Here is a 12,948-nt window from a genome sequence, read left to right as displayed (position 1 = left end):
AACCACCGTTTTTATGAACTCTTACTCCTGTGTATAAAAGTTAAACTTGTTTGTTCCAGAGTAGTTTAAAAAACTGTTTCAAATAATTATTGTTTAATATATTCTTTTTACAACCTTTATTTGAACTAAATTACCATGTTAATTGGATATGCGCGAGTTTCAACCAGCAGCCAAAATTTAGATTTACAAATAGACGCCCTTAAGAAGGCCGGCTGTGAAAAAATTTATCAAGACCAAATAAGCGGTTCTCTGCTGAATCGCCCTGCCCTGGATCTATTATTAAAAGAAATTCGTAAAAATGACGTTTTAGTTATTTGGAAACTCGATCGCCTCGGTCGGTCGTTCAAAGACCTTATTAACCTTGTAAATTCTCTTCTTGAAAAAGGAATAGGGATCAAAAGTTTAAATGACCCTATTGATACTACCACTCCACAAGGCAGACTTATTTTCAATATTTTTGGATCATTAGCAGAGTTCGAGCGAGAGCTCATTAAAGAACGTACTATTGCTGGACTAGATGCGGCTCGAGCGAGAGGCATAAAGGGTGGCCGTCCTGAAGGCTTATCTAAGAAAGCCCAAGGAATTGCGCATTCCGCTGAGCTACTCTATAAAGAAGGAAGACTTAGCGTTTCTGAGATTTGCGAGCAACTAAACATTAGTCGCGGCACTCTATATAAATATCTGCGCTCTAGAAATGTAATTATTTCTTCTGAATCGCTGAGGAAAAAATATAAAGCTCCCTTACTATGCGATTAATAAGATTGCTTAATAATTTAAAATTTGATTGCATTTTGCAACACATTACGTCAATATGCTATAATTATTTAAACAAGCATTGGAGATTATAATGGCTCAATCTGTAAGACTATCTGACAGTTTAGTCAAACAAGCTCAAGCTGTAGGTGAAGTTATGTCTCGTTCTGGAGCAGGCCAAATTGAGCATTGGGCAAAGATCGGGAAAATTGCAGAAGAAAATCCCGATTTGTCCTATGAGTTTATTAGAGATAGCTTACTTGCTAAGGCAGAAATAGATAATGGATTAGTTGATAATTATGAATTTGACAATTAAACAATCTAATTCGTTTAAAAAAGGCCATAAAAAAAATGCCTAAGCAACAAAAAGCCATTCTCGATGAAGAGATTAAAAAATTAATACAAAATCCCACATTAGGAGAACGCAAAAAAGGGGACTTAGATTTTTTAAGAGTTCATAAATTTAAATTCTTCAATCAGGAAGTGTTGCTAGGATACATGTACGAAGAAAATGAAATAGTTCTAACACTGTTAAAATTGAGTAGCCATGAAAATTTCTATCGGGATATAAAAATAGTTTTTAATGGATTTTAAATGACCAATCGTGACGATTTTCTTGCCAAAATAAAAAGAACGCTCGCTCAACGAGTTGCCTATTGTTGTTCAAACCCAAATTGTTTACGCATCACTTTAGGTCCAGGTACAAATAAGAATAAAATTATTAATATTGGTCAGGCTGCTCATATTACTGCCGCATCTCCCGGAGGGGCTCGTTATAATGAATTTATCTCTCCCGAAGAGCGCAAAAGTATTTCAAATGGTATTTGGCTTTGTTGTAATTGTGCACATATAGTAGACACAGATATCCAGGGGCATTCTGTTGAGCTCTTAAATAGCTGGAAATTTAAAGCCGAAAAAAAGCCCATTTAAGAATTATTGCACAGAAGAAACTACCTAAGGATTTTACTTATGAATTTTTTGATGATGCTGATGACAGATATATAGAAAAACTCCAACTACCCACTGAAGACACTGTTGAAAATGTAATTATTCGTTTAAGAGAAGCTGCTCTAGCTGACATTGGCACTTATAGAAGTATTAGAAACTGGCCCTCCTACGAACTTCCTTTAAATCTAACACTACATGAAGACGATGGAAAAATAGGTTTAACTTTGGATGGATTAGTTAGTTGTTTACAACTGTCTCAACCTATCTCCATAGTTTCGCCGCCAGGTACTGGGAAGACTACCACTCTTGTGCAATTAACAGAAAAAATTTTAACCGCGGAACAAAATATTGCTGTTTTAATACAATTGGGTGAATGGTCAGACAGAGACGAGACATTTTTTCAATTTCTAGTCCGTCATAGTGCTTTTTGTTCATTTCAAGTTCAGCACTTTATGCAGGTGGCTTATCATGGTCGGCTTATTTTAATTCTAGATGGTTGGAATGAACTTAATCCTAAGTCACGACTTCGTGCACAGCGTGATATCTCTGCACTACAACGTGAATTTCCGCAACTAGGAATTGTAGTTAGTACTCGACAGCAAACTTTATTTTCTCCGGGAATAACTGTAGAAATTGAGCCCCTTTCAAATACTCAGCAAATAAAAATTGCTTCTAAAACTAGAGGAAAGATTGGCGAAAATCTTGTAAAACAAGCGTGGAATATTCCAGGTCTCCGAGAGTTAATATCTATACCTTTGTACCTTACAGCCTTACTTAATAGCTCACATACAGAAAAACTGCCGCAAACAAAAGAAGAAATATTACGTATATTGGTTGCACAGCATGAAATGGAACCCGATAAAATTGAAATACTTAAAAACGAGCTCTTGGGTTTTAGTAAAGAATTCTTAACTAGTCTCGCTGTTCAAGCAAATTATAAATCTACTACAACTCTTTCTGATAAAGATGCGCGAATAGCAATAGGTAAGAAAATGGATGATCTCCTGACGGAACATCAGCTTACTAAACCTTTGCAGGCACCCCTAGTATTGGAGACATTAGTCAATACTCACTCTCTTGTAAGAATTTATAACACCGGGAGTATTTCATTTCAGCATCAACAAATTCAAGAATGGTATGCATCTTTAGAAGTCGAACGCTTAATCCTAAATGCAGCCCATAATGAGGAAGATCGTAAAGTTTTACAGATAGAAATTATAAATTGGTTATCTTGGGAAGAGTCAATTTTATTTGCGTGCGAGAGGTTATCAAGAAAAGGTATTGAGGGCACTAAAGTCGTCGGATTAGCAATCATTAATACACTTGAAATTGATCCTATGCTGGCAGCGGAAATGATTTTTCGATCGGGCCAAGAAGTATGGTCTCTAATTAAAGATAAAGTTTTAGGTTTTGTGAGACGCTGGCATAAATCGGGTACAGTAGATCGAGCTGTTCGCTTCATGATTAGCAGTGGTCGCGCTGATTTTTCTGAGTTTATATGGGCTCTTTTGAACAACTCTAATAAAGAAATACCTTTTCAAACACTAGAGATATCTCCTATATTTCGTCCCTCTGTGCTTGGCATTGCTGAAAAACCTCTTAAAGAGTTGCCAGAGGGAATTCGTGGCAACGTTCTTTCCAAAATTGTTCAAAGCGGACCTGATGGAATTGAACTAGTAGCTAATTTAGCCAAAAAAGGACAAAGCGCTCAAGTAATCGTAAAAATTGTACAAGCACTTTATTTTCGAAAGGCAGATGAACTGATACGAGAAATCCTGAAAGAGGCGCCCAATGAAGTATGGCAATTAATTGCGGACAAAGAATATCCCGATAAATTTGAAGATGAATTATTAACTAATCATTTATCTAAGGCACAACAAGCTCTTATAAATAATGAAGCTGATCCTATACGAGTACTGAATTATTTAGCAAAAGGCTGGCTATCAAAAAGAGAAACAGAAGAAAGAGTCAAACAACTTATTCAATCTCCGGATTTACCACTAACGACCACACACACAAGAGTAGTACTGGAAAATTTGTTTGAATTTTATCCGAAGGTTGTTGAGAGCGCCCTTTTGTATCGAATGGCAAATAAATTTTCACTACCGTATAAAGTGCATTTGCTTCTTAAGAAGACTAGAATCGACGAAGGGCCCATAGTTACAGTAGTCATGGATAAGACTACTCCTAAAAAATTAGCTCTTGAAATTTCTTCTATTCTGGGTCCCAAAACAGTAGGTCTTATACTGGATGAGCTCACGCTATTAGATTATCAATATAATCAAAATTGTCTCACTTTCGAGGGGTCCCAACGAGATGATTATTGGCGATTGAGAGGAGCCATCCTTAATTCACCGCAAGACTCTTTCTTTGAGGCACTATTATTAAGATCTAATACCGAACAAATAGAATCCATTTTATTAATGCTAGATCTTCTTAGAGTTTATGGACGCAGTCATGAAAGCCAAGAAAAAATACCTTTTGAAATCAACGTTATTATTAAACAAAAATTAACGAAGATGCTTAAAGGATGGATAAAAACATTACTGAAATCTCCGAATTCTAATGAAGTAAGATATAAGATTATGTGGGCCATAGAAAGGCTACCACACAATCAATTTATTCCAGTTATACAAAAGATGTTAAAGCTAACCCTGGATGAGGAAGAGGTTCAGCTGGCGGGTAAAAGCTTAAACAAAAATTTTGATAATGTTACTCGTCCCTATTTTACAGCACTCGTTTCTATTAGAAATGAGCGTGTAATAGCTCTATTGAAGAATTATCTGTCTGATAAAAGATTAGCGCTTAATGCCGCGGCAGCTTTAAAGCAAATATGGTTATATAATAATCCCGAAAATCAAAAAGGGGTTGTTTGGGGGATTGACTATTCAAAAGTCAAATCCCTACGGAATTTATTCTATAGTGAGAAAATTTCCGAAACATCAGAATTTTCTGAAGTAATTTTTGAAGCTATTGAAAATTTAGATGCCTTAAACACTGACTCATCAATGCAAATACTTGCTATAAATTTAGCTAAAATTGCTTTAAGCATGCCTTGCGGAAAAAAATTGATGAACTATCCATGCTTCTTGCCCTTCCCCAAAAATATTCAATTAAACGCGTTTTACTTACTGTAATAGCACTGAGAGGAGAAATTATTCCTTCAGAAATAGTTGCTAACGGATTAAAAGAGTTTCTTGAAACCTCTAAAAATGGACGCAGAATATTAGATCAAGAACAAGACGAACTTTTTAATTGGATTGAACTTTTTGTATTTTCCGATAATCCAACTGCTGTTGTGGATGCTCTTGAATGGATTCCTGATCGCCATCTTTATTCTGAATTGCTCCCTCGCTTATTATTAGCCGTTAGAAACTGCCCTGATGAGGAGCAGGCATTGAATATCCTAATAGAACTATCGCAGCGTAACCAACAACTTAAAGAAGGAAATATTTGGTGGGATGCCTTAATGGGTTTAGGAAATGAAGCCTCTGCAAATGTTTTGTTAGATTTGGTATGCGAGATAAAAATATTAAGAAAATGGGACGTTTCTTGGAGATTACGCGAATATCTATCAATTTTAGCTCAAAAATTCCCCTTTTTGCGTAAGCATATAATCGAGCTGTATGAAAAACCCCTTCCAGAGGACCTAAAGAATTTTTTGAAAGTATTCTTATTGAATTGGCCGATCCCCAAGATCTTTTAACTATTATACGTAACTATGCTGCCAATAAGAAACCCTACGATTCTACTCTTTCATATGCAATTGAGAAAATTGCTCTTGGCAAGCGCCCTGTAGATAACTGGCCTGGAGCATATGAAGAGTTTAGTTTGCCTCTGATTGATTTTCGAAAAGAATTATTTAAAATGATGGTGGAGCAAGGCTCCCAATCTGATTTAGCTGAAAGATGTCTCATTAAAGTTGAAAAATTACGCGATAAATATGGTCGTCTTAATGATGAACCACGTCACCCTGATATTCATTCCTCGCGACCATGGCCAAAAGAAATCGATATTTTGTGATCTTTGTGACATCTTTGCGCAACACGCTTCAATCCTAAGAAGCGATCAACAGACCAATTAAGTACCGTGAAGCATTGGCATCCTTTTGTCCCGGGGCGGTTCACCGACCTTAAAAGAGAGGTGTTGCTAAACTAAAATTGCTATCAGAACAGTTTAAAACAGTTGAACCGGAAGGATTGGCAGTGGATATAAATACAACAAGTGCATTGATAACCATTGTAATTGGTGTATCGACCCCATTTGTGTGAGAATTTGCGGTAAGACATAAAACGTCTTGCTAAAGACACATATAGATTCAAAATAATACTATTACTTGAGTTACGCATTCATCAAATTTTGTTTGGAGATTTATTTAAAATCAATTAATTAGCATCGTAGCGTAAATTCTCACACAAATGGGGTCGATACACCTATTCATGCTTGCTCACCCTATTCTTATATGGTTTGGGATGCAAAGTTGATAATTCGTGACTGATATGTGATCGAGCCAGAAGGCTTGAACTCATTTACTGAAATAGATAACCAGTACTTCTATAATTGGAGTGTTAAACACTTACAGGCACCTCCTGATTTGATGAATTCACCCATGTCGCAAGGGTGTACTATAAAACCATGAGATTCTAACAGGCGATAAGTGACTGGGCAGTCAGAAGGTAAGATAACGTGCTGGCCAATGACGACCGCATTACAAGCAAATCGCCTGGCTTCATCTTCAGGAACATCAATTAATTGACCCATTTTACGCATTACTCGCTGCGATTGTTGACTAAATGCATCAGGATACCAAAGAGCCAAAGATGAATTTAGAGGACAAAAACAAGTATCTAAATGATAAAAGTAAGGATTGATAAGCTCACAAAATACCAAATTAAGTTGTTTAAAGAATGGATGTTCATAAACACTGATGTCGGTTCGGAAACCATAGCCTGCCGCTAAATAGTTATTAAAAACCAGCGTATCGCCAGCTCCTTCAAAAGCCGGCGGTTGGCTCAGATCATATTCTATATTCACTATCTCAAAACCTTCTTGAGAGAACCAATCTTTAAAATGTTCACTTTCAGGTTGGCGTTCATGACTTTTAAATGCGCTAACCCATACTTGGTTTCTGTAAATAAATCCTGCATTGGCTGTAAACACCATATCAGGTAAGCCATTAATTGGCTTAATCAATTTTACGTTTACGTTTAATTTTAATAGCGTTTCATAGAGAGCCTGCCATTGGATTTGAGCCCTTGTTTGAACAACAGGGATGTCTACATGCATCCAAGGATTAATTTCATAAAAAATGCCGTAATGCTGCGGATTACACATTAAGATATTCAATACTATCTCCTTTAGGTTGGGTGCTCAGAAAATAGATATTCAATTGGACAATAACTGGCTTATCAGCTGCTAGTCGAGCTCTTTAACATCTATCCGAAGGGATGACAGAATCACCACCACCCTTATCAGGAGCTTGACTAAATAATGGCATTTATTCACGACAAGGCTGAGATGAACTTTTTTATGTTGCTGCCCATCCCACCTGATCTGGCCATGATAATCAAATCCCCTATTTGCCGTTCAGTTAAAGAATAACGGTAAAGCCGTATAAGCATTAATTTTGCAAAGAGATTCCCTTAACTTTCATCTACAGAAGCGTTTTTTATAACCGAAGAGTTTACCGTCTGTTGGATAAGCGTTTTTACGATCTTTTCAGCCTGAACAGTTACTCTACCAAAATCAGTTGTTAGAAAATAAATCCCTTTGGTCAACTCCCCTATCGCGTAAAAATGGGGATTATTATTTCCCATCGCGTTAATTATATGAAGCGTGTCTTTATCAACCTGGATACCCCCTAATGGGTTTTTCACCAGATAACCTTGTCGGAACAGATTTGTTAGAAACGGCAACTTACTGGCATCGTAACCAGGTCCTGTAGCATTAATCACAGTGTTCGATGTAAAGTGTTCCCCGTTCTCAAACCGTACAATAAAGTGATCCGCCTCAGAAGAAATATCGGATAAACCACCCTGTACCTTTAATTGTCCCGAAGCAAGCATTGCCTTGATTTTATGGGCGTTTTCGAGAGGAAATGCAGCCAAATACGTAATAAAAAGACTGTAATGCGCTTTAATAAACCGCTCTTGATCTTCCCGCCTAATCATTGGCCAAATATCAGGTGTTAATGGATACAGAGCAAAAAGAACCTCTTGCCAAGCACGTGAACCCTGCTCTGCTTCGTTAATTTCATTCGTTATCCAATCGATTGCCGAGATATCCTTTGCCGATTTTGGAAAAGCGCCTAAATGGCCAAGCCTACCTTTTATTGCATCGATTTCTTTCCAAAACAAAAGACCAATCTCATCAAGGCTTAGAGGTTGTTGACCAAAATCACTTCTTTCACAAATAGCCTCCAAGGTTAAGTGATTAAGGGTGTGTGGCAGCATTTCCTTTCCTAACACCGTGGGTAATAATCCACTTCGCGACACCATCGTTAGTTTGCAGTTTGGGTTCATGTGCTTTAACTTCAAGGCCACATCAATTGCCGTTAATCGGCTGCCAATAATGGTGACAGGTTCATCAAGAGGCAAGTGCTTAAAAGCCCCTCTCTCCCATGGGTTATGGATATAACCTTTTTTACCGATTAACTCAGAAAAAGCAGTGGAAGGCATATGGCCTGGTGCTAATATGACCTTATTGACATGGTAATTGCCACGCGCCGCCGTAATATGAAAAACCCCCTCTTTTTCTTCCACAATGTCCGTGACTTCGTTATCCGTTAAATAATTGATGGTTAGGCCTTCACTTTCGGCTTCAAGCTGGGTACGAATAGCCATTTCTTCCAAATATTGACCAAAATAATGGCGTGGCGGAAAAGACGTGCTATTGGTTTCGGGAAATTTTTCAGAAAGCCAGGTAGCAAATTGATTACTTTGCCCAGGCAAAGGCTCCATGGTTGCTTTAGGTAGATTTAAAATATAGTCATCTTCAACAGCATCGTAAGGAAGACCATGCCCAATATGAGCGTTTTTTCAAATACTAAAATCTCAATCGGTGTTTTAAAGGAAGTAAAATGGTTTTTAAACTGCATACACAGGGAAACACTTGCAGGCCCACCTCCAATAATTGCTATTCTTATCATCTGTCTTCTCCCTCTAGTGATTTGCATTCATTATTTGCCATCAGTCTTTTTGCGTTTACATCCTCTGACAATGAGATAAGCTTGGTCAAATCCTCAATAGTTGGACTTGCGTTGCAATAACTTATCTTTGTATTAAACGTCCGGTTTACCTCCTCTAGCATCGAGACAAATGCCAAAGACGAGCCACCCAGATCACAAAAATGATGTGTAATTCCAATCTCATCAAGGTTTAACCATTTTTGCCAAATTCCAGCTAGTTGTTTCTCCAACACCGTTTTTGGGGGAACAACGAAGGGTTTAAGTGATTTTACAATTTTTTGCGAAGTGATAGCCCTGTCAATTTTACCATTTTGGTTTAACACAAGCTCCTTAATCACATCAATGGTTTTGGGAACATAGTAAACGGGTAGATGCTCTTTAATATAAAGCACCAACTCATCAAAACTCACTGAATCATCCGATGGAAGAACGAAACAACCTAACGAAGTGTCGTTTGAAGATGAAAAAATCGGATAAGCGATGCTGTATTGTATTTTAGGGTGCTGATTCAGGATACTATCCAAGGTGAGCAACTCCACACGTTGCCCATTGATTTTAATGTGAGTCTGATTTCTGCCAAAAAATTCAATCGTGCCATTGGTTAATACTTTGCCAAAATCACCTGTTTTGTAGAGTCGTTCCTTCATCTCAGGATGCACAATAAATCGCTCATTGGTCATTTTTTCCTGGCCGAGATACCCTGCGGCTACGCCCTCCCCACCGATGTAAATTTCACCCATTTCAAGAGGTGGCAGGAGCTGAAGGGATTCATTAAGGACATAAATATGCACATGAGGAAATGGTTTGCCAATAGGTACTAATTCCGTGTCGGGTTTTGAAAATTCATCGGTCGTTGCCGTCGTTTCTTCAAAGTAGGTACTATCAATAGTAGCCTCTGTCAGCCCATAAGAATTAATGACGCGAGTCCCTTGACCAAATAGTGCTCGCGCCTGGCGATACTCACCCATTGTCCAAAGATCTGACCCGCACAGTAACAAGCGAAATTGGCGAAGCCTCTGCTTATTTTCACCTAAATAAGATAACAGCGCTCTTAACACAGACGGAACGAATTCAGCACAGGTTATTTTTGGTTAACGATTAATTGATAAAGATGGGCAGGTTTCAATAACACGTCTTTAGGACAAAGAACAAGTTTGGCTCCAGAGCACAATGCTCTTAACCAATCTCCAGCAAACACATCAAACGCGGGATTTGCCATTTGCAAATGAACATCGGAAGAGGTTAACTGATAGACTGTTTCCCAAGAGAGATAGGTATGTATTAAATTGTGATGCGTAACCATCACCCCTTTGGGCAAGCCTGTCGTTCCAGACGTGTATATGACATAGGCCAAATCGGATTTGTGAGCGAGATAATCAGGATTTGTAACAGGATACTGAGACGTCTTCTCAAAAAGGTAGTCTAAATGAATAATTAATCCATTCATCGCTGAAACAGAAGGAATCACTTTAGACTGAGCGAACAAGATCTTTGCTTTTGAATGCTCAATGACTGTAGCCATCATACTTTCTGTTGACTCTGTATTAACTGGTATGTAGGCAGCACCAATTTTTAAAATGGCAAGGAGTGCTACAACACTCTCAAGCGATTTTTCAGAAATAATGGGAATTAAATCCCCTTTTTGAGCACCCTGTGCAATGAGAAACTGTGCCACTTGATTCGCTTTGACATTCAATTCAGCATAGGTTAATTGCTTATCATAGAAACTTAAGGCGACTTTTTGGGGGATTAAAGCGGCTTGTTGTTCAACAAAATGGTGTATCTTTTGAGTTTCAGGCATAGATACCTCCTTGTAAAGCCAATTTCATGATTGCTATTTAAACAAATAGCGTCATATTAACTCAGGAGAGTATGGGTTGTAAAGTCCTTCCATACTTAACGTGTAAACCACAGAGGAAGATTAACTTTGCAGTTATAATTGGATTAATCATTTAAACATATGGTTTTACTTGTGAGTCTCAAAGTATGAAAGTTAATTTAAACCTGTTGCGGCAGATCATATTAAACGTGCCCAATTATATCTTCTGGAAAGATAAATATTTAACTTACCAGGGATGCAATCGTAACTTTGCAGAAAGCTTAGGCTTTAATGATGCCAGTGAACTTATCGGAAAGACGGATAATGAAATTTCCTGGACTAAAGTAAATGCCAGCATTTATCAAAAAGAAGATCGACAAATTCTGGAATCAGGTAAACCTATCTTAGGCAAAGAAGTTGCCATGGTAATGCCGGGTCAAACAGAAAGAATTCTCTCTGTCAGCAAAGTACCCTTGTATGATGAGCGAGGTAATATTATCGGAATTTTAGGTATTTATATTGATATAACTCCCCTCAAAGAACATGAAAAAGTCCTTTCTATTGCTAAAGACAAGGCAGAAGCTGCAAGCCAGGCCAAATCCGAATTTATTGCCAACATGAGCCATGATATCCGTACACCACTGAGTGGTATCATTGGGATGGCGCAAGAGATGTTCAATGTGGCTGACAATGTTCGCTCCCGCTTAGAACAAGATCCTGATGAAACAACGTCTCAGGAAACCTATTTGCCTATATTAAAAGAGATTACTGAAACCGTGCAGGAAGACAGTCAACTTTTAATAGGAGCAACCGATCAACTATTAGAGCTATGTAATGAAATTCTCGAAACCATGCGCTTGGAATCAGGACATCGGCCAGAAGAAGTAGAGTCCTTTAATCTTCGCGATTTAGTTCAACACAACATAGAACTTTTACAACCGGTGGCTTTTCATAAAAATTAAAGTTGTCCTTTGATATAGAGCAATCCATCCCTACTTATTTTAGTGGATTACGTCATTACCTTGACCGCACCCTGCTTAATCTTTTATCTAACGCTTTAAAATTTACCAACAGCGGTTTTGTCAAAATCACCGTGAAATCGCTTGATGAAAGGAATTCATCTTATGATCCAGGCGATAAAATGAACTTACAATTAATGGTAGAAGACAGTGGCATTGGCATTCCAGAAGATAAATTTGAAACCATATTTGAACATTTTTCTCGCCTGACCCCTGCTTATGAGGGCTTATATAAAGGGGCAGGTTTAGGTCTATATACCGTGAAGAATTACATCGAAGCAATGAATGCCACAATTAATATAGAAAGTGAAGTAGGTAAAGGAACTTGTTTTATTATTACTCTTCCCCTTCATGTATCTGATCACTCTGATCGAGAGAAACCACCCGATGTTAAGCCTCAAACACCCACAATACAAGTCTCTCTATCTCAACATGCTTCAAAAGGTGAAGAAAGTGCTAAGACGAATGCCGTCGCCTCTGTCTTGGTTGTTGAGGATAATCCACTTGCTGCTAAAAGCCTGCAAGTCTACTTAAAGCGTTTTCAGTGTGCTCATGATCATGCCGAAAACGGTATGGAGGCACTCACGATGGTTCAAAACAACGACTATGACCTCATTTTGATGGACATAGGATTACCTGACGTTGACGGGATCGAAGTTACAAAAAAATACGTGAGATGAATAAGCCTGGCGCATTACAAGTACCAATTGTTGCAATTACAGGACACGCCGATGATACCGAAAAGAGAAAAGAATCTTTGGCGGCCGGTATGCAGGAGGTTTGCAGCAAACCACTACAGCAATCAAAGTTAGAAACCCTGTTACAACAATACGTATTTAATAAGAGAAAATCAGAGTCTGGTTTCCTTAAGAATGAAACCCAAATCAGTGATATCGAGAAAACAGCAGCCGTAATCGACTGGCAGGCAAGCCTTGAGCAAATGAATGGGGATGAGAGTCTTCTTCGAGAGTTATTATCGATGTTGGATATTGACCTTAGAATGAGCCTGGATACCCTGGCAAAAGCCTATGCGAGTCATGATGATGAAACACTTCGCAAAGAATTACATCGTGTTCGCGGAGGTATCAACTACCTTACCCTACCCCAACTCGACAAAGCACTGGCACAGTTTCATGAAGCAGTAAAATTAAAACCGCAGGATAGTCAGCAACTAGCCCAAACTTATGAACAAGTAGAAGAGGCAATCAGAGCATTTTGGGATG

The 12,948-nt window shown here is 38.2% G+C and carries 13 protein-coding genes and 1 pseudogene; 10 read left to right on the top strand and 4 right to left on the bottom strand.

Going from position 1 to position 12,948, the window contains the following annotated elements; translation table 11 throughout:
- The first annotated feature begins 135 nt into the window (after positions 1-135).
- The 7 genes from BN58_RS20435 (at position 136) to BN58_RS20405 (ending at position 5,724) form a co-directional block, all read left to right on the top strand.
- On the top strand, positions 136-756 hold the full coding sequence (locus BN58_RS20435) for a recombinase family protein (RefSeq protein WP_019218437.1): 621 nt from the start codon (positions 136-138) through the stop codon (positions 754-756).
- A gap of 91 nt (positions 757-847) precedes the next feature.
- Entirely contained in the window at positions 848-1,069 is a 222-nt protein-coding gene (locus BN58_RS20430; RefSeq protein ID WP_019218436.1) for a ParD-like family protein, read from the top strand.
- Between the two features lie 35 nt (positions 1,070-1,104).
- Complete coding sequence (locus BN58_RS20425) at positions 1,105-1,347, top strand: type II toxin-antitoxin system RelE/ParE family toxin (protein ID WP_019218435.1); 243 nt, start codon at positions 1,105-1,107, stop codon at positions 1,345-1,347.
- Entirely contained in the window at positions 1,348-1,683 is a 336-nt protein-coding gene (locus tag BN58_RS27735) for a hypothetical protein (RefSeq protein WP_019218434.1), read from the top strand.
- 242 nt (positions 1,684-1,925) lie between these two features.
- Positions 1,926-4,838 (top strand): NACHT domain-containing protein, encoded by a 2,913-nt coding sequence (locus BN58_RS20415; RefSeq protein WP_019218433.1) that lies wholly within the window; start codon positions 1,926-1,928, stop codon positions 4,836-4,838.
- The gene (locus BN58_RS20410) at positions 4,784-5,407 is read left to right on the top strand and encodes a hypothetical protein (RefSeq protein WP_019218432.1); all 624 of its coding nucleotides are present in this window, start codon (positions 4,784-4,786) and stop codon (positions 5,405-5,407) included. The genes BN58_RS20415 and BN58_RS20410 overlap by 55 nt, the downstream gene beginning before the upstream one ends.
- Positions 5,383-5,724 (top strand): hypothetical protein, encoded by a 342-nt coding sequence (locus BN58_RS20405; protein ID WP_019218431.1) that lies wholly within the window; start codon positions 5,383-5,385, stop codon positions 5,722-5,724. Before BN58_RS20410 ends, BN58_RS20405 begins: the two co-directional genes overlap by 25 nt.
- A 531-nt stretch (positions 5,725-6,255) precedes the next feature.
- On the opposite strand, the gene BN58_RS20400 is transcribed toward BN58_RS20405, so the two are convergent.
- The 4 genes and pseudogenes from BN58_RS20400 to BN58_RS36680 form a co-directional block, all read right to left on the bottom strand.
- Positions 6,256-7,047: a dimethylarginine dimethylaminohydrolase family protein gene (locus tag BN58_RS20400; RefSeq protein WP_156812671.1), complete on the bottom strand. Its 792-nt coding sequence runs from the start codon at positions 7,045-7,047 to the stop codon at positions 6,256-6,258.
- A gap of 296 nt (positions 7,048-7,343) precedes the next feature.
- Positions 7,344-8,726, bottom strand: a complete 1,383-nt coding sequence (locus BN58_RS20395) for an FAD/NAD(P)-binding protein (RefSeq protein ID WP_083852293.1) — start codon at positions 8,724-8,726, stop codon at positions 7,344-7,346.
- Positions 8,727-8,844: 118 nt separating this feature from the next.
- The gene (locus tag BN58_RS37325) at positions 8,845-9,534 is read right to left on the bottom strand and encodes a phosphopantetheine-binding protein (protein WP_332248035.1); all 690 of its coding nucleotides are present in this window, start codon (positions 9,532-9,534) and stop codon (positions 8,845-8,847) included.
- A gap of 105 nt (positions 9,535-9,639) precedes the next feature.
- A pseudogene (locus BN58_RS36680) lies at positions 9,640-10,688 on the bottom strand (AMP-binding protein); the annotation flags it as partial.
- Between the two features lie 185 nt (positions 10,689-10,873).
- Here BN58_RS36680 and BN58_RS29355 point away from each other — a divergent pair.
- From BN58_RS29355 to BN58_RS29345, 3 genes are all read left to right on the top strand, one after another.
- Entirely contained in the window at positions 10,874-11,668 is a 795-nt protein-coding gene (locus BN58_RS29355; protein ID WP_019218425.1) for an ATP-binding response regulator, read from the top strand.
- A gap of 2 nt (positions 11,669-11,670) precedes the next feature.
- Positions 11,671-12,405, top strand: coding sequence for an ATP-binding protein (locus BN58_RS29350; protein WP_019218424.1), 735 nt, complete (start codon positions 11,671-11,673; stop codon positions 12,403-12,405).
- Positions 12,402-12,948: Hpt domain-containing protein (locus BN58_RS29345; protein WP_332248034.1), on the top strand; the 547-nt coding region annotated here is incomplete at its 3' end. The genes BN58_RS29350 and BN58_RS29345, both read left to right, overlap by 4 nt.

The organism is Legionella tunisiensis, from assembly GCF_000308315.1.
GTDB lineage: Bacteria > Pseudomonadota > Gammaproteobacteria > Legionellales > Legionellaceae > Tatlockia > Tatlockia tunisiensis.
The sequence above is the reverse complement of the archived record's forward strand: the minus strand, read 5'-3'. Positions and strand labels throughout refer to the sequence as shown.